This window comes from Methanosarcina hadiensis (assembly GCF_046529725.1).
In the GTDB taxonomy this organism is placed as follows: Archaea; Halobacteriota; Methanosarcinia; order Methanosarcinales; family Methanosarcinaceae; genus Methanosarcina; species Methanosarcina hadiensis.
Genome location: NZ_CP136241.1, coordinates 468,471 through 487,034, shown reverse-complemented (window position 1 = coordinate 487,034; position 18,564 = coordinate 468,471). Strand labels below are relative to the sequence as shown.

The following is an 18,564-nucleotide window of genomic DNA, read 5'->3' as shown; positions in this document are numbered from 1 at the left end:
AAGGTTTCCAGGGCAAGAAGAGTATTCTAAAGCTACCAGTGGGCTTTTTTCCGAATCAATTATACCCGCACTTTTCAAGCCAGGAAAGAGACCTGATCCATTCTCCTTTCGGCTCCCTCGAAGTGCCCACAACAAGCCGCTTAATGTCACCGACTTCCTCGATAACACCGCTGGCTTCTATAATCTCTCCTGGAAGAGCCTGGCCTGCATAGGTATGTGTGTATGAGAGCACATGGTCAATTTCTTCGTGTTCCACTTTGTAATAAGCTGGGCTGTCAAAAGCGAAGTCGGCATTTTTAACTTCTGCTTCGATTTTCATTTTTACTGTGTCTTTTCCCCGAAGCAGGGGCTCCTTAATCTGATCCCATTCCCGGACGAAAAGGAGGTCGAAATATGTGCCCTCAACCATGCCGCGGTTTCCTTTTCTTGACTCGTGAAGCATAAATTCGTCAAAAGAGATATCAGGGATTCTTTTTCTGTAGATTCTATGCCACATCTCTTCATCGAGTTCTTCTATCGGCCCTTCCTGCTGTTTAGCAGCGGCTATGGCATCTCTTGCCCTGAACCACATGGGACCGTAAACAACAAAATCAATATCTGAGCTTTCATTCTGCAGGCCTGCAAGCATGGAGCCCGTAACTCCCATGCTTGTCCTTGGGATCTCTGCCAGGTCGAGAACTTTTACAATTGCCCTGACACGGCTGTCGGAATTTACAAGTTCGGGAATCACGTCAGAAGGACGGAGAACCTTTTTTACTTCGGATTCCGGGATAACATGAACGTCCTGGACCCACTCAGGCCTATTCTTCTTCATGAATTCGAAAGCAGGACCAAAATCATATTTTCTGTACTTTATCCCGTTTAATTCCCTTTCCCCGGTTTCATCCGGAACATAGCGGAGCGTGGCTCTTATTCCATCTTTACGGAAATAGTCAGAAACTGCAAAAAGCCAGTCTTCTTTTGTAAGAAGGAAATCTCTGAGGCGTGTTTTTAGCATTTTGTACCATCCCTGGAGCCTGTGAAAAGTATTCAATCTGCCGAATTTAACTGATACAAATCAACTCATACGAATCAATTGATACGAATCAACTCATACAAATTTAACTGAACAAGCTGGCCTTCAGTAAAGAGCTTTCAGTCAAGAATAACTTTACAATGACCTACAATAACTGATAGTGGACCTTAAGAACAAACTTAAAACGACAGTAATAACAGCTTTAAATGCCGGTCTTTAAGTGATTAACAGAATAAAATGTATTGTACCATCAATGTATTTAACTGTCAGTGTTTGGTTCCTGCTAAATAAGTAAGAAAATGGAGTAATATACCCGGAGTAATATATACTGAAGGAGTAAAATAAAAAATACTGAACACCATTGAGAAATAAACGGAACAACCTGCATGTGCAGAAGATCCGAGGTAATAAGTTTGAGAGATGACCAGAGTGCGGAATCGCTTAAAGCCTGGATTATCCGGCTGAGGCGAGAATTCCACCAGTACCCCGAACTCAGTTTCGAAGAATACAATACCCAGAATAGAATCCTGAAAGTCCTTGGAGAACTCGGGATAGAAGCCAGAAAGATTGCAGATACAGGCGTACTTGCAAGCATCTGCGGCACTATGCCTGGCCCCTGCATTGCCCTGAGGACGGATACTGACGGACTTCAGGTCCAGGAAGAAACTACGGAAAGAAACAGTGAATATATTTCAAGAAATGATGGAGTGATGCACGCCTGCGGGCACGATGGGCATATGTCAATGCTCTTTGGGGCTGCAAAACTCTTCATGGAAAACAGGGACTTTCCTGGAGAGGTCCGCCTTATTTTCCAGCCTGCAGAAGAGATTCCCCCGGGCGGCTCTGAGAGGGTTATTGCCGAAGGAGGGCTTGAAGGTGTGGACGCAGTTATGGGCATGCACATTTTTACAAACCATGAGTCCGGAAGTGTGGGTTTGCGCCCGGGCCCTTTTATGGCAAGCACAAACCGCTTCGAAGTCACATTAAAAGGAAAAGGTGGGCATATTTCACTGCCTAAACAGTGCATTGATCCTGTCAGGATGGCAGTAGACTTTATAAGCAGCCTCAATTCTGCCCTGGAAGAGAAGCTTGATAAGGAGAAGTATATCCTTGGAGTTGGCAGGATCCAGGGTGGAGCCCAGTTCAACAGGATTCCCGATAGTGTAGGAATTCTTGGGAGTTACAGGACCTTTGACAGCGAAACCACAGAAGTGATAGACCTTACTATAAAAGAGTGCCTTGAAAAGGTAAAAGAAAGGTATGCGAAACCCGGAGAAGAGTTTTCAGGTCTTCCGGATTATGAACTTGATATCCTGCATGGTTATCCGGTCCTGGTAAACGACCCGTTTTTTACGGATGCCGTAAACTTAAAACTGCAGGAAAGCTTCCCTGAGCTTACGATCTATCCGGAACTTGAAAAAACCTTCGCTGCCGAAGACTTTGCAAGCTATCTGCAGGTAGTGCCAGGCGTCTTTATTTCACTCGGCACCCGGAACCAGAAAAAAGGAATTGTGGAGATCAACCACTCATGCACTTTTGATATTGATGAAGAGATTCTGTCCACAGGCACTCAAATTTTCTATACCATATCCCTGGATTTCCTGAGGCACCCTGAAAAATACCTTAACCGGCAGAAATACCACGGCCCCCAGAAGTATCTCGAAAAAGCCTGAAATAAAAAGCCCTCATTTGAAAGACCTTATTTAAAAGACCTTATTTGAAAGACTTTAACTGCAAAATATAAGAAACCCGTGAGTAAGTCAAATAAATCCAGACGCCATTCGTTTCAAAAAAGGAGAAAAACATGATAATCCAGAGGTATGATGGTTCCAGAAAGGAAGAGGTTCGTGAAGCTGTCCTGGAAGTCCTGCTGGAGCATGGCTTTGAGTATGACAGGCTTAAAGACGCTGACCTGAACGACATTAATGCCTACTATTTTTCCAAAGGAGGCACCTTTTTTGTAGGAATTGATGAAGGCAGAGTGGTAGGCACTGCAGGTGTCCGCAAACTTGATGGAAACCTGTGCGAAATCAGGCGCATCTATCTTAAAAAGAATTATAGGGGTAAAGGCAATGGAGAAAAACTTTTTCTGGCTGCTCTGGATTTTGCCGGGGAGAATTGTGCAGGAGTCATGCTCAAAACCGATTCAACCCTTAGAAAAGCAATAAATATGTATCTCAAGCACGGTTTTTCTTTCGTGGAAGAAAAAAATGGATATGTGTATTATGAGAAATGGTTTTAAAAAAATCATTTATCTCCTTAAGAAACCAGTTATTTCCTTAAGACCCATTCATCTCATAAAGAAACCGTTTATCTCATTAAGAACTATTTATTTACCTGAAAAATAATTTATCTCCTTAAAAAACCATTTGTCTCATAAGCAAACCATTTGTCTCCTTCCAGAGCCCTTTTTTACCTTTCCTGCAGGCTGTTATTTTTCAGGTAAATTGCAGGAGTCTCCTTCTCTTCTGGCAAGAGCCTGAAGATATTCGAGAACTGCAAGCACGAATGCTGAATGAGACCAGGCGAGAGGAAGGACAGAAAGAGGTTTCCCATTATCATCTACCTGCTCGGGCATAAGGCCTGATGGATGTGCGTGGACTGCACACCAGTCAATAAGCTCAAGAGCCCTTTCAAGATTCCCTACTGCCGAATGCCACTGGGAAAGCCAGAGAGTGCAGATAATCCAGCTGTTCATATAACCGAAGTAACTGTCATGCAGATACCTTGCAATCCCTCCCGAAGCGCGTATAAGCTCGCGTTCTACTGCTTCCATTGTACGGACAACCCTCGGATCATCAGGAGGGAGAATCCCGAAGTACCAGACTGCAAATACGGAGGAATCGAGAGTTGATTCTTCAAGTGACCTCCTGAAGCGCCTGAGCTTATCGTCGTAAAGCTTCTCAATAATATCTTCTTTCAACTGTTTGGCAGCCTCTTTCCAGATATCCGCATTGCCGTAGTCTCCAATGGACCGGGCAAGTTTGCAGGCGCCGTTGAGCCCTGCGTAAACCGTACAGGCACTGTAGGTATGTACTCCTTTTCGCTCTTCCCACAGGTCAAAACTTGAAATTGGAAGACCTGTTTTCCTGTCAATTGCTTTTGTTAGATAGTTAGCTGCGGGAATTACAAGGCTCCTGTAGTACCTGCCTGTCGTCCATACACTCTTCTCAGTTTCCCAGTTGTTATAAAGGGAATAGATAGGAAGTCCGGTTTCATCTATCTGAACCATGGGCACAGGATGCCAGGTGCTCCCGAAATCACCTGCAGGTGTGTATTTATGGAGAAAATTGCCTCTTGGAGTGATGGTTTTTGAGAAGAAATCGAACGTTTCAGCACTCAGGTGGTGATACCTTGCCCTGTCAAGTGCAAGGCATACCCAGGCAGCATCCCTTGGCCAGCAGTATGTATAAAGGTCTGCCCCAAACTGCCTGATATCAGAATCACAGGATGCGATTACCGAACCCCTGATATCCATATGGGCTACGGCTGCCAGAAGGCTCCTGTAGAAAGATTTAATAACCTTCTCAGGAAGCCAGGACATCCAGGCATACTCTGGAAGAACGGATACCCTTTCGATAAATGAATTCCAGAAATTGAAGTTATGGTGGAAAAGGGCACTTTTTCCGGCTTCCTTTACTCTCCTGTGCACTTTAAGGACTCCACAGTAATCCTTTCCAAGAACGATCCAGAAATGCACCCTTGTTGCTTTTCCCGGTTTTAACTCAGGAAGTGTCCAGCCGAGTGTGGAATCTACCGAGCCGTGAGCTACGGGATTCCCACTAAGGCCTGCATCGTCTTCCATATCTCTCCAGGTGCCTTCAAGCCCTTTCCATTCGGCAGTCCCTACGGCATACTGGTCAAATGCAGGCTCACTGGCGTGCAGCAAATAGCGGTCTCGCTTGTAATGGATAAGGACATTTTTATCAATTACAGCGGTTTCCCCAATCTTGGTCTCAAGAATCCTGTAGTTCTGGTTAGAAAAAAGACGGAAACGCCTTGATGAATCAGAAACATTCCTGACTTCAAATGTTCTGAAAAATATGTTTGTAGAGGGGTGAACTGCCTCCCAGATGGTTATTTTGAGTCCGATTTCCAGATTTTCAAAAACTGTTTCCCCGATATTTGAAATTACCTCTTTGGAGGCTTCAGGCGCTTTTTTATTACCTGTTTCAGATGTTTTTTTATTACCTGTTTCCAGTTCACCGTTTGCCTCCTTTCCTGAGAAATCATTTCCTTCGGGGCTTGCAGAAATATCAAAAATCCTGTTACAGAATTCGGTTTCAAACTCGAACTTATATCGCTGCCGGATATCCCAGTTTTCAAGCCAGCTGCAGTAAAGGGAATCAAGGTCGCATACTCCGACCCTTATTGAGTTCCCGTGGTTTTCAAGCCCTACGTAAGGAAAGTAAACATCCCTTATAATCCCTCTCTCATCCTCACAAATCAAAACTTTCCCGTTTCCGAAAATCAGCGGCCTAATTCCTGGCACCCCCGGCTCTATCTACTTGCCTTATTCTTCTATTCTTTCATATTCTATTCTTTCGCTTCTGCCCTGATCTACTGCTGCCCTGTTTACTGCTTCTGGAGACCCGGCAGGGACATTACATATTCCCATATATCCAATTGCCGGATCTTATTTTAGAGCTTAATATCCCTTTTCGAGCCGGAACTATAAATAAATCTGTACCATACTCTGGTCTGAAGTTTACTAAAACGCATTTTTATTACAGTCACTAAAAATGAAATCTTTTTTCAGACATGCCTGCCCGGGCAAAACTTTAACAAACAGCAGAGGTATCCGGCCGGAAGAGACATAAAACAGTCAATTTAGTTACTATATACATTTTCCTGGGGGCAGACTTTATAAAATAATATTAATTTAAGATATTAGAAGAGTTAAAATACACATTTACTGCACATGGATATTTCAGACAAATTATGGCAAGTTCCCTACCCTCAAATAAATTTCGTGCTAATTATATATATAGACTTAATACGAAAGTTTATATTTAGTTGCGTTCCTTTTAGTATGATTTAAAAACGAAGTTTTAGAAGATTATCCACATACAAAAATGTGCGTGTCTAATATGGATTATGTAAAAAAAATATGCCCCGTTTGCGGGAAAGAATTCTTTGTCCTCAAGGATGCGGAGGAAAAAGCTGTATACTGTACTCTTGCTTGCCTGGCAATGGCTCAGGACAAATTCGAACGCAGAGGCAGAACCTTTCCTAGCTTTGGCTGAGCATCCTGTTTCAGGCAAAAGAACTCAAAAAATAAAGGGAAAACACCCGGTGTAGGGGACGTTTTTCCAACTCTTTTATTTTTAAAAGTCTTATTTTCCAGCAATTTTTTTCGCAATCCGGGTTACATGCCTGCCCTGGTAACGCGCCATCTCGAGTTCATTTTCGGACGGCTGGCGGCTTCCATCTATGCCTGCAATTGTAGAAGCCCCATAAGGGCTGCCACCTGTAATTTCATCAATTCTGTTCTGCCTCGTTTCGGAATAAGGAAGTCCGACAATGATCATACCAAGATGGAGCAGGGTAACATGAAATGTCAGGATTGTGGACTCCTGCCCCCCATGCTGCGTCCCACTGGAAGTAAAAACACTTCCTACCTTTCCTACAAAAGCATTCTCATTCCATAAGCTTCCAAGTCCGTCAAGGACTGTGCGCATTTGGGCAGTCATATTCCCATAGCGTGTAGGACTTCCGAATATTACTGCATCGGCTCCGGCCAGGACTTCTTTATACATGTCCCTTGTCACAACCGGAATATGGGCAAAAAGCTTTTTAGTTTCTATTGCTCCCATTTTTTCCAGAACTTCCTGTGGTAGAGTTTCAGGTACCTGATAGACCACAACTTCTGCACCTTCAACTTCCCTTGCTCCTTCGGCTACAGCTTCTGCCATCCTGTAAGTGTGCGCGTGCACACTGTGAAATATTATATTTACCTTGACCATTTAATCCCCTCAAAAAGTGCTTATAAAACGTATTGAAGTGCTGTCTGGGTTCCAAAAATAAAACAAACTGATATAAACCCACGAAATTCCTGGAATCCCTTCATAAAGGTAGTTTTCTGATGCTTTATATATTTTGTTAGTAGAAGTCAGATCTTTTTATCAGGATCTGTTTCATGCTGTCTCCTTCTTCATGTATCAAAATAGTTATTAAGAAATATGATGTATAAGCTGGACATGCCCTCTCTTTCTATCGTAATGCCTTCTATGAATGAAGAAGAAACTATTCGTATCTGTATACAGAAAGCTCAGCATATATTCAAAAAATATGGTATAGAGGGGGAAATAATAGTTGCTGATAATTCTTCGGATAGAACCGCAGAGATCGCAGCGTCCATGGGTGCAAAAGTAATAGGCCCGATAAAAGGGTATGGGAATGCCTATCTTAAAGGGCTGGCTGAAGCCAGAGGGGATTTCATTGCTATTGCAGATGCAGACAACACTTATGACCTCCTTGAGCTTGACAGGTTTCTTGACCCTCTTATAGCAGGAGAAGCCGATTTTATAATGGGGACACGGCTTAAGGGCGAAATCAAAAAAGGAGCTATGCCCTGGCTGCACCAGTACATTGGAAACCCAATCCTTACTGGAATGCTCAATTTCCTGTTCAAAACGAAAATTTCAGACGCACACTGCGGAATGAGGGCTTTTACTAAAGAAGCTCTTGAGAAAATGGACCTTAAAACTCATGGTATGGAACTCGCGTCCGAGATGGTAATTGAGGCTGCAAGATGCGGGCTCCGGATCAAGGAAGTACCCATAACCTATTATTCACGTAAAGCTCCCTCCAAGCTTCGCTCATTCCAGGACGGCTGGAGGCATGTAAGGTTCATGATGCTGTACAGGCCTGTCCCTTTCCTGTATATTCCCGGATCTTTCGTATTTATACTGGGTTTTCTTATAACCGCTTCCCTTCTTCTTACGGATAATGCCGTATACAACCGGCTTCATTCGTTTATTTTAGGCAGCATGCTCCTGATTATTGGCGGGCAAATTCTTGCCACTGGCGGGTATATGAAAACGTATGGTCTTATCCATGGTATCTACCGTGATGACAAAAAAAGCAAAAAGCTGTTGAGCTATCATTCCCTTGAAAAAGAGTTGCTTGGAGGTTCCCTTATCCTGGGTTCAGGCTTTATCCTGGGACTGAAAGTTGCCCATACATGGGTCAGTACCGGGTACGGCACCCTTGAAGAAGTGGAATCTGCAGTTATTTCGATGGTGCTTGCAGCAGTTGGGCTTCAGCTGATTTTTGCTGCAGTCTTTTTAAGTGTAATGCTCCTTGAAGTTGATACTGATTGATAAAGTGATTAGATGAAAGTTGCCTTTGTATACGATGCTGTTTATCCCTGGGTAAAGGGAGGCGCAGAACTGCGCATTCATGAGCTGGGGAGGCGGCTTTCCTTACAGGGGCATGATGTGCACCTTTTCGGGATTAAATGGTGGGAAGGGGAAAATGTTTTACAGCACGAGGGTATGACTCTGCACGGAGTCTGTAAAGCCCGGGACCTTTATGTGAACGGCAGACGTTCTATTTCCGAAGCACTCGTTTTTTCAGCAAAGCTGTTTCCAGTCCTCATGAAAGAGAGATTCGACCTTATTGACGTAAGCGTATTTCCTTACTTCTCCTGTTTTACCGTAAAAGCAGTTTCAATCCTTAAAAAGACCCCTGCAGTATTTACATGGCACGAAGTATGGGGAGACTACTGGTATGAGTATCTTGGAAAAAGGAAGGGCATTCTGGGGCTTGCGGTAGAGACTGCAGTTGCGAAAATTTCTAAGGACAATATTGCGGTCTCGGAATGGACCAGGAACAGGCTTGAAGCCCTTACGGGAAAGGGCAAAAAGATAGCAGTCCTGCCCAACGGGATCGACCTGAAATTAATCTCTGAAATAAAACCTGCTTTCCAGAATTATACAGAAAACGAAGAAGGAAAGATTTACGATATTATCTTTGCAGGCAGGCTCATAAAAGAAAAAAATGTTGATGTTTTAATAAGAGCTGTCTCCTTAATTAAAAAAGACAATCCTGATATCTGCTGCTGCATTGTCGGTGACGGGCCGGAAAGGAAAGCTCTCGAGAAACTGACTCTTGAGCTTGGAGTGCAGGTAAATCTCAAAATTGAAGGATTTCAGGAGTACAGGGAATTAATAGGAAAAGTCAAAGCCTCAAAAGTCCTTGTCCTGCCTTCAAGCAGGGAAGGTTTTGGGATGGTTGTAATCGAGGCTTTTGCCTGCGGGGTACCCGTAATCACGGTAAAAGAAAAGTACAATGCGGCACAGGGTCTCATTGAAAATGGGACTGACGGGTTTGTTGTGAGGCTTGAAGAGAGAGAAATTGCAAAAGCTGTGGAGAAAATAATTAAAAAGGGTCCGGAAAACAGAAAGATATCAGAAGCAGCGCTTAACAAAGCTAAGAAATATAATTGGAATGGAATAGTCAAGGATGCCATGCTCTTGTATGAATATTATCTAAGGCGAGAATAAAATAAATTCAATACGTTTATGTGAAAAAACACTGAAAATATGTGAAAAAAACACTGGAAATTCCTTCATAGAACTGCTGGAATTAAATAATAATTTAATTATAAGAACAAATTAAATTGGCGCTAATAAAGTTAATAAATTATTATTTTAATAAGAAAAGTAGTTAAATTCCCAAATACATTATCTTAGTGGGGGGTAGGGTAAAAATGGGCAAAAAAATAGCCCATGCCCGTATAGCTTGAGCGCTAATAGTATGAATCGCCTCGATACTGCAGCTAAAGCTGCTAAAGGTATTCTTTTCACGTGATTCATACACTGAATGCAACCGTGCGCCTCAGGTCAATTCAAGACTTCACAGTTATTCAAGAAAAATAGTAGAAAACCGAGAGACCTATAAAAAATAAACAATTTATAAAAGAGGGGCTCCACTTATTCCCAGGAGTGTTATCCGTTTTAGAGGATTATACATGTCTAATAAACCCCAGCTATCAATCGTAATCCCGGTTCATAACGAAGAGGAAAATATACCAAAGTTATATGAAAAATTACGCAGTATTCTTTTGCGGATTGAAAAAACATATGAAATAATCTTTATTGATGATGGGTCTACAGATGATAGCTTTGAAAAAATAAAAACCATTAAAGACTCAAGGGTCCAGGTTGTAAGGTTTCAGAGAAACTATGGAAAAGCTGCAGCCCTTTCCTGCGGATTTAAAAAATCAAAAGGAGATATTGTTATCACTATGGATGGGGATTTGCAGGACGACCCCAAGGAAATCCCCAGATTTATGAAAGAACTTGATAAGTATGACATGGTTTCAGGCTGGAAAAGTAAAAGATACGACCCCATCACAAAAACCCTGCCTTCAAGATTCTTTAACTGGTTAACCCGATTCATAACCGGGGTTAAAATCAACGATTTCAACTGCGGATACAAAGCATACAATAACTATGTTGTAAAAAATATAAACTTATACGGTGAATTTCACCGCTACATCCCGGCTCTTGCTTACTGGAGAGGTTATTCAGTAGGAGAAATTGAAGTGGAACACCACCCAAGAATACATGGGGAATCGAAATACGGGGTCGAAAGGTTATTGAAAGGTTTCCTTGACCTCATAACAGTTACATTTCTAATGATGTATAAGAAAAGACCTCTGCACATGTTTGGGGGAATAGGATTTCTTCTCAGCTTTTCGGGAGTATTTATATCAATATATTTAATGTTTTTGTGGTTAATAGGAGAAAGAATAGGAGATAGACCTCTCCTTATGCTAGGAATACTGCTTACGGTGATAGGAGCTCAGTTTGTGTCTCTCGGTTTGATCGGAGAGCTGATTACAAACTCGAGAAATAATGATGACTATATTATAAAGTACGATAGTTATGAACTGGAAAACGGCGGGTAAGGTTTCAGTTACCTCTGGATTGATGCTTTACCTGATAAGCAAACTTGACGTGAACGCAATCTATGAAACCTTTACTCAGATGGACCTGGCATTACTTTCTCTTTCATTACCTTTCATCGCCCTTATGTATTTAATAAAAGCAAGAAAGTGGCAGGCACTGCTTGATTGTATTAATGTTCAGATTCCGATTAAAAGGTCACTGGAGATAATCCTGATAGGTACATTCTATGGGGCACTTACTCCAGGCAGGGCAGGAGAAGTCTCAAGAGCTTTTTATCTGGATGCAGAAAAATCAAGGAGCATCCCCACTGTAATAATGGACAGGGTAGTAGATGTTATCTGCCTGATAACACTGAGCGTTTTATCAACTGCCCTGTTCTTTAAGGATAAAATCCTGATTTATTTAATGATTTTAGTTGTATTGATTTTTATTTCAGGAATAATTATCACTATGAATGAGAGAACAGTAACCTTTGCTTTCAAAAGCTTTTCTCAGGGAAAAGAATACACGGAAAATTATATGAAAACAATCAGGGAGATTACAGGAAATAAAAAAGTTTTATTTTTTGTATTTTCCTTAACCTTTGGATACTATATCTTAAACCTGATTGTGTACTGGATAGTAATAAAATCCCTGAGCCCGGCTTTAAATAATGTTCTTACGTTCTCCCTGCCAATAATTGTAATCCTGGGCAATTTTCCGATATCCATCTCAGGTTTCGGAGTCAGGGAGTTTGCAAGCGTTACTATTTTTAAGATGCTAAACGAGAATTCAGCCTATGGATTCACATGCCCTGTGGTCCTTTATATTTTAACATCCCTTTCTCCCGCATTATTTGGATTTTTATTTACTTTAAGAAAAAAATCTTGAGAATATAGTGTAATTGGGGCTGAAAGAACCTGAATATGATATAAAACTGACAGAAAAACAAAATAGTTAAAATCAGTCTACCTTATAACTTTCATAGTATTGTGTTAATAATAAAAGAAACCTGAAGTTATAAGCTGCAATTGAAACCTGAAGTTATAAGCTACAGTTGATTGTGCTATCTGCTTTGTATGAAGGAAAGCTGAATCGGAATTATAATACGAAGCTCCAAATTAAGGATAATAAATATAAACAGACGTAGAGAATCAAACCCAATACAGAGACTCCAAAACGTTTTGTGGGGATTTAAATGAACCAGAATTCTGAGAGTGGGAATTATAAAAAGTATACTTCCAGAAATCCACTAATGGGAGTAGTTATATCCAGATTTATGAAAGACCTGAGTGAAACCATAACTCCATTAGAAGAAGTGGAAAGTATCATCGATATAGGTTGTGGAGAAGGGTTCATCGTTAATTGTCTAAACAGAACGGATATTACAGGCGTGGACATCTCAAAGAAAGCACTAAATATTGCAAGACAAAAAAATCCGAATTGTAATTTTTGTGCAGGAAGCATATATGACCTGTCATTTAAAAAAAGTAGCTTTGACCTTGTAATTGCAACAGAAGTTCTGGAACATCTTGAAACCCCGGAAAGAGCCCTTCAGGAAATTAAGAGAATATCTAAAAAATACTGCATATTCAGTGTGCCCAATGAGCCATATTTCAGAACAATGAACCTCCTAAGAGGTAAAAATCTCACACGCTTCGGGAATGATATTGAACATTTACAGAACTGGAGCTCAAAAGAGTTTGTAAAGCTAGTGGGAAGGCATTTTAATGTGGTGGAAGTAAAGAGACCTTTTCCGTGGACAATGGTATTATGCAGAAAATAAGAGTGGAAGCAGGAAAAAGAGAAGTATAATGATACCTGGCGTCAAACTCTCCAGAATATACGGATTATAACTACAATTTTCAGGGGTTCGATTAACCTCTCTATGGCATAAACTAATCTGGCGAACCAGGCTCAAAAAAATGAGAAATAGATTATAGTTGTAAATTAATAATTATAAGCTCTAACCAAAAAGTGAGACATTTTCGCGAATTTGCTGTAAATTTTAACTTAATTTTTGTATGCAGTCGGAAAACTTGATCTTCTAATATAGAATTTTTGACTCAAAAACTTTTTGAAATTTGTAATTTTACAGAACTTTCGGTACATTACCTTTCATTCTCCAATTCTTTGTAGTTTTACGATGTTGATTTCTTCTATAGCAGCAATAATTATTATTAAAAAATTATCTTTTTTAAACAAAATATATTATGCATAAACCTTATGCATATATCTGCGGCTCTTACTAAAGTTTATAAGGAACAGAATACTTATTTCCTGGGAACGAAATATAATAGTCTCTGGAGATCTTTCTGGTCTCCTTATAGACAAGTTCGTAAGAAGGACCTCCTATTCCACTACAAGATTAAAAGCCGGGTATTAGCTGGTGAATTTCATATTCCTGATCGACAAGGTAATCTTTTATAACTGAAATTAAAATGACCACTAATTCATCACCTTAAATTCATCACCTTAAATTCATCACCTTAAATTTATCACCTTATATTGTGTAGTGAAAGAAAGGAGATACAAAACCAATCTAAATTTACAAAACTCTCGCTACGCTGCCAAGAGGTAACAGATTCATGCATGCATACTCTCAAAAAAACAAAATTAATGAAGGTCATTATAAATTATACTGCAAATACATACAGAACAACTATTTTAATATAATTAGCGCGGCTATCTGTGCAGTCTTTTTCATACTGGTATTTGCGGGGCATTATTTAAAAAACTACGATCTGCTTTACACCTTAAACCTGTTGAAGTATCTTATAATACCTCTGCTTTCCCTGTGCATATACAATTACTATAGAACAGGGTCTAAAACTGTCCTGCTTATCCTCGTATCGGCTCTCATATTAACATGGTTTGCAGGCTTTGATTTTGCATACAGATGGGATGCTGTTCAGCACGTTGTAAGGGCCAAATACTACCTTTCCCATGCATACCTGACGAGTACAGAGGAAAGGCATTCATTTTTATATCTCATATGGGGATTTTTTTATAAATTAACAGGTGAATCCGAAACTTTAACACATTTAATAAATATGTTTCTCGGGATATTCGGAGTCTTTGGGATATACGGGATCTCTAAAGAAATATATGAAGACCTTACTGCGTTTATAGCCCTGCTCGTTTCTCTTACATTCCCTGTGTTTTTTCTGGTCAACAAATGGGCTTACCTTGATATGCCCTTTGTTTCTTTTGTAGTTTTAACATTTTTCTTTTTATTTAAATATCTTAATAGTAAATCGGAAAAATTCTTATATTTATCTCTGATTTTCGCTTTTATTTCTTTTGGAATAAAGGTGCCTGCTCTTGTCTTATTTCCCGCAATTTTCCTCAGCATTATAATCTATCGTCAGATGAACGGAAAAATATTCGCACTAACTTTGTTTGTGTTTTTATTCTCCATATTTTATTACATGAAAGTAATGTATTACTCAAAAATAATGGATGATTTTTCCATAATTACGCCATTTACTTTTGGAACAGATGCAATAATGATATGGGTGGGCTTTTTAAGACAGGAGATATCGCAGTACATATATTCTGGAGTCCTCTTTCTCTCCATATTCGCCTTTTTAAAACCCGAGAGTAAAAATAAGTCTCTACTTTACTCTTTACTGGCAGTCCAGATCCTCCTGCTCATAGTAGCCGAAATTTATCCGAGCAAATCTTGTTTCTGGGCCCCTCTTATCCCTGCCGATAATCACCTGCCATATTATATCCTACTGGGATTAGCAATATTGTGCTTATTAATATCGATGGGCGTATACAAAACGAAGATAGAGATTAACAGAAAAGAAATAGTCATGTTAATCTGGATTGCTTCCTTTACTGCATTTTTTATAATAAATGGAAAAATATATGATTATGGTGTGAAGCCTCCTATTGAGGTTGGAGGCCTGGATTACAGATATTTAATGCCTGCATTCCCGGCTCTGATAATTTTATTTTCGTCAGGTATATCAAGAATATTAAGATCGGATTATTCTGAAAAAACAAAGTTTATTGTTGTTTTTGTACTTGCATTAACTCTTATTTTCAATTTTATAACTGCGACAAATCTGACATTTTATTATGCAAATTCCGGAAATGCCCGCCTCGAAGGATACCAGAGTCTTGCTGGACAGAACCCTGAGGTTGTATATACACACTGGCCCTTTCACTATGGAGACGGCTACGACATAGGAGGATTCACCTGGGAAAAAGATAACATAACAGTCAGGCTCTTAAACTCTGATTACTTTGATATTTCAGGAGATAGGGTTTTCCTTTTATTTGACACATATTTCCATTCCCCGGAAAAGTTAGTAAATTCCAATATAGAGAAAATAGAAGCTAAAACCTGGCTATTGAGTCCATTATCAGCTTCGATTTCTGAAGAAACTGTTAACTCAGTATATGTAGCAAAGATTGAAAAAAATTCAATAATATTGGCTGACGGATTTTACAATGTAGAGTACTGGGACAATAAATCTACAAGGTGGATGGGAAGCAGTTCTACATTTTATTTATATTCAGACAAAGAGATGGACACAACATTAAATATGCAGGTTGAGAGCTTTTATCGTGAAAGGACCCTGGAAACCTATGTTAACGGAGATCTTATTTCAATAAAAAACGTACCGCTGGGTTTTGAGAACCTGGAGTCTGAAGTAAGTGTGAAAAGAGGGATGAATATAATAGAGCTGAAAGTACCCGAAGGCAGCGACAAGCCCTGTGATGTGTCAGACACTGCAAAAACAGATAACAGAGACTTAAGTGTTGCAGTTCAGGATATCAGGCTTGACTAATGAAAAAACGTAAAGTAAAAGAGTTAAAGGACTGAAGCCGATTTTTTATCAGCCACCTTTTCCAGAGTTCCGCACATCTTCTGTGCAATTTTTCTCCAGTCGTACTCGCTTTCAACCACTCTGCGCCCGGCTGTACCAATAGTTTCATACAGTTCTTTATTCAGGAGAATTTCCCTGATCTTTTCGGGCATTTCAGGGATATCGCAAACTATTACGTTCTCATAGTTTACCAGGTTAAGACCTCTTGCCCCTACAGGAGTGGAGACAACAGGCAGAGAAGCAGACATATAATCCAGCATTTTTATATTTGTACCTGAGCCGCTGGTCATCGGGTTTATGGCAATATCCGAGACTCTATATAACTCAAGTTTTTCTTCTTCACTAACTTCAAACGTTAAACCTACATTTTTGCCTCTGCTTTCGTTTTTCACTCCCCAGCAGACGCTCCCGCAAATCAGGAAACAGGCATCTTTCATTTTAGGGGCAATCTCATTGATGATGATTTTTGCAGCCTGTACATTGGGCGGATGCCCGCTTCCCAGAAATATAATCAGGGGGCAGTCTATGATTTTCTCTTTAATAAGATGCCCTTTATCATAAATAAAATCGAAAGATTCCGTATTAACCCCGTTTGAGGATACATGAATCTTGTCCCCGTCAAGACTATACAGTTTTTTAATGCTGCTCATGTCCTCCCTGGATGTAACAAAAACTATATCAGACCTGATAGAAAGGCTCTTTTCAACCATCAGGACTTTACTGCAAATATAATTTTTAAGGATCCCATTTCCGAGAAGGGATTTTTTTAAAAGGAATTCCACATTATGGGACTCGTAAACCAGGGGCTTATTCGCTATATAATCCCGGACCAGAGGAAACATATAAGGATGAGATAGGACTACAATATCACACTTGCCCACATATTTTTTTGCAATAGAATCAATCTCCCGATTGTGTCTGCACAGGAACATAGCGACGATGTCATCTACAGACACGCCTAATAACTTCCCTGCTACCGCATTTATCCTTTTATGGATCTGGTTTTTGGGGACTCTTATCTCTAAAAAATTGTCACAAATTCTGGTTTCCTGAATATTTTCCGAATTCCCAAAACAAATATAAGTCACATTATGTTTTTGAGAGAGGTTTTTATAGATATTATATATTCGAACCTGTCCTCCAAACATTGGAGGAAATATGGGGAATTCGTTAAATACAACTATATTTTTCATTTTTCCTCCAGCACCTTCACCATCTCAGAAGCTATTTTTTTCCAGTCAAATCGTTCTTCAATTGTCCTGCGGCCATTTCGACTAATTTTGGCATGCAGTTCACTATCATTAAAAATTTGCTTAATTTTTGCAGGAAATTCGGGGATCTCACAGATAATTGCATTTTCATAGTTTTTAAGGTCAAGTCCTCTTGCACCTGCCGGCGTGGAAATAACAGGCAGCCCTGCTGCCATATAATCCAGCATTTTAATATTGGTGCCGGAGCCGCTGCTCATCGGGTTTAAAGCCACATCTGCCACCCTGAAAAGTGCCTGCTTTTCTTCGTCACTTACTCGACCTAATAGTATAACATTTTTAGCTTTTTTAAGGGCATACCGCTGATCAGGCCCCTGGTTTAAATCAAAGTTAAAAGTGTTCCCACCCTCAGAGTAGTTAATTTCCTGTATTGCAACCCCCAGAGTTCTGGCGTCGTTTTTAAAAGGCTCGCACTCAAACAGGATACTGGAGTCCTTGTTTTTTAAATCTTCGATCTTAACCCGGTTCCAGCCAGCTATCAGTTTGAACGATTCCTGTTTGCCTTCTATTTTTATCTTAAGGTCTTTACTTTCCGGAGAATATATTTTCAGTTCAGCAGATTCAACTGTTTGTGAAAAGTTTATGGTAAATTCGGGCCTGCACCATATGGTCGGGACAGATTCCCAGTACTCTACACCGTAAAAGCCATCTGCAAGAGCCACTTTCTGGCGGCTGAAAATATTGCGTAATTCCAGGTCCGTTTTCTCAACAAGGTCTGAATTAACAAAATACTGAGAGACATTTCCAGCCACAAGAAAAAAAGTATCCGGCATTTTGCATGCAAATTTTGACATATTTTCTATAGCTTCAATATTGGGAGGGTGGTAGCTCCCTATGAACGTGCAAATCCTGGAGTTATTTAAAGAAGATTTTTCCTTAAAAAAACCATTATAGACTTCAGGATTTACTCCATTGGGTGAAACATAAACCTTGCCTTTTCCAATGCCATAAAGGCTGGAGAATTTAGCTTTATTTTCTTCAGAAACCGCAAAAATATAATTGCTTTCTGCAGATAGGGATTTCTCCATGTGGAAAACATAAGACAGTAAGATTTTTCCAAGGAAAGAATCTGAAAAAGATTCTTTCATCAGTTCATATTCTATATTGTGAGATTCGTAAATAATTTTTTTACCTTTTAAGAGCTGGCCTGGGACAGTATATAAAAAAGGATATACAAAGATTACAGTTTCTGCATTCCTGATTTCATCCGCAATTACTTTTTTAAAGTTTCTGTTAAATCGGCTTTCAATAGATGTAACAACTGCGGAACATTCCTTAATATCAGAACATCTGTTAATAAAATGATGAAAGACTGCACTCACTATAGTTTTTGGGATTCTTATTTCAATAAAATTCTCATTATGGCTGACTCTCTCTACGGAGTTATCAGCGTTGGGGTAAGTAAATGTAATGAGCTTAACTTTAAGGTGCCTGGAAAGGTTATTATAGATATTATATAAACGCTCTTCCCCGCCGCTTTTAGGAGGGTAGAACGCAGGATGAAAACTTAAAGCAAGAACACATGACATAAGTTTATA

At 39.9% G+C, this 18,564-nt stretch carries 14 protein-coding genes and 1 pseudogene; 9 read left to right on the top strand and 6 right to left on the bottom strand.

What is annotated here, in order from left to right:
• Nucleotides 1-55: 55 nt before the first annotated feature.
• On the bottom strand, nt 56-997 hold the full coding sequence (locus tag RSJ42_RS02240; RefSeq protein ID WP_410509109.1) for a nucleotidyltransferase domain-containing protein: 942 nt from the start codon (nt 995-997) through the stop codon (nt 56-58).
• A 404-nt stretch (nt 998-1,401) separates the two neighbouring features.
• Here RSJ42_RS02240 and RSJ42_RS02235 point away from each other — a divergent pair, with 404 nt between their 5' ends.
• Both RSJ42_RS02235 and RSJ42_RS02230 read left to right on the top strand, forming a co-directional pair.
• Nucleotides 1,402-2,688, top strand: coding sequence for a M20 metallopeptidase family protein (locus RSJ42_RS02235; RefSeq protein ID WP_410509108.1), 1,287 nt, complete (start codon nt 1,402-1,404; stop codon nt 2,686-2,688).
• 131 nt (nt 2,689-2,819) lie between these two features.
• A complete protein-coding gene (locus RSJ42_RS02230; protein ID WP_410509107.1) occupies nt 2,820-3,257 on the top strand; it encodes a GNAT family N-acetyltransferase in 438 nt (145 codons plus the stop codon).
• Between the two features lie 189 nt (nt 3,258-3,446).
• On the opposite strand, the gene RSJ42_RS02225 is transcribed toward RSJ42_RS02230, so the two are convergent.
• Nucleotides 3,447-5,507: a glycoside hydrolase family 15 protein gene (locus tag RSJ42_RS02225; RefSeq protein WP_410509106.1), complete on the bottom strand. Its 2,061-nt coding sequence runs from the start codon at nt 5,505-5,507 to the stop codon at nt 3,447-3,449.
• 598 nt (nt 5,508-6,105) lie between these two features.
• Here RSJ42_RS02225 and RSJ42_RS02220 point away from each other — a divergent pair.
• Nucleotides 6,106-6,261 carry a hypothetical protein gene (locus RSJ42_RS02220; RefSeq protein ID WP_410509105.1) on the top strand — a complete coding sequence of 52 codons (156 nt, stop codon included), beginning with the start codon at nt 6,106-6,108 and terminating at the stop codon, nt 6,259-6,261.
• 90 nt (nt 6,262-6,351) lie between these two features.
• Here the strand turns inward: RSJ42_RS02220 and wrbA are convergent, their stop codons facing one another.
• On the bottom strand, nt 6,352-6,981 hold the full coding sequence (gene wrbA / locus RSJ42_RS02215) for an NAD(P)H:quinone oxidoreductase type IV (RefSeq protein WP_410509104.1): 630 nt from the start codon (nt 6,979-6,981) through the stop codon (nt 6,352-6,354).
• 234 nt (nt 6,982-7,215) lie between these two features.
• On the opposite strand from wrbA, the gene RSJ42_RS02210 reads away from it, so the two are divergent.
• The 5 genes from RSJ42_RS02210 to RSJ42_RS02190 all read left to right on the top strand — a co-directional run bounded on the left by RSJ42_RS02210 (nt 7,216) and on the right by RSJ42_RS02190 (nt 12,700).
• Nucleotides 7,216-8,340: a glycosyltransferase family 2 protein gene (locus RSJ42_RS02210; protein WP_410509103.1), complete on the top strand. Its 1,125-nt coding sequence runs from the start codon at nt 7,216-7,218 to the stop codon at nt 8,338-8,340.
• A gap of 12 nt (nt 8,341-8,352) precedes the next feature.
• A complete protein-coding gene (locus RSJ42_RS02205) occupies nt 8,353-9,525 on the top strand; it encodes a glycosyltransferase family 4 protein (protein WP_410509102.1) in 1,173 nt (390 codons plus the stop codon).
• Between the two features lie 467 nt (nt 9,526-9,992).
• On the top strand, nt 9,993-10,934 hold the full coding sequence (locus RSJ42_RS02200; RefSeq protein ID WP_410509101.1) for a glycosyltransferase family 2 protein: 942 nt from the start codon (nt 9,993-9,995) through the stop codon (nt 10,932-10,934).
• Nucleotides 10,912-11,805: a lysylphosphatidylglycerol synthase transmembrane domain-containing protein gene (locus tag RSJ42_RS02195; RefSeq protein ID WP_410509100.1), complete on the top strand. Its 894-nt coding sequence runs from the start codon at nt 10,912-10,914 to the stop codon at nt 11,803-11,805. The genes RSJ42_RS02200 and RSJ42_RS02195 overlap by 23 nt, the downstream gene beginning before the upstream one ends.
• A gap of 307 nt (nt 11,806-12,112) precedes the next feature.
• Complete coding sequence (locus RSJ42_RS02190; RefSeq protein ID WP_410509099.1) at nt 12,113-12,700, top strand: class I SAM-dependent methyltransferase; 588 nt, start codon at nt 12,113-12,115, stop codon at nt 12,698-12,700.
• Nucleotides 12,701-13,168: 468 nt separating this feature from the next.
• On the opposite strand, the pseudogene RSJ42_RS02185 reads toward RSJ42_RS02190, so the two are convergent.
• Nucleotides 13,169-13,261, bottom strand: a pseudogene (locus tag RSJ42_RS02185) (Mu transposase domain-containing protein); the annotation flags it as partial.
• A gap of 241 nt (nt 13,262-13,502) precedes the next feature.
• Between RSJ42_RS02185 and RSJ42_RS02180 the strand changes: the two are divergent.
• The gene (locus tag RSJ42_RS02180; RefSeq protein WP_410509098.1) at nt 13,503-15,719 is read left to right on the top strand and encodes a glycosyltransferase family 39 protein; all 2,217 of its coding nucleotides are present in this window, start codon (nt 13,503-13,505) and stop codon (nt 15,717-15,719) included.
• 23 nt (nt 15,720-15,742) lie between these two features.
• On the opposite strand, the gene RSJ42_RS02175 is transcribed toward RSJ42_RS02180, so the two are convergent.
• Both RSJ42_RS02175 and RSJ42_RS02170 read right to left on the bottom strand, forming a co-directional pair.
• Entirely contained in the window at nt 15,743-16,951 is a 1,209-nt protein-coding gene (locus tag RSJ42_RS02175; protein ID WP_410509097.1) for a glycosyltransferase family 4 protein, read from the bottom strand.
• Complete coding sequence (locus tag RSJ42_RS02170; protein ID WP_410509096.1) at nt 16,948-18,555, bottom strand: glycosyltransferase; 1,608 nt, start codon at nt 18,553-18,555, stop codon at nt 16,948-16,950. The genes RSJ42_RS02175 and RSJ42_RS02170 overlap by 4 nt, the downstream gene beginning before the upstream one ends.
• Between the last annotated feature and the right edge of the window lie 9 nt (nt 18,556-18,564).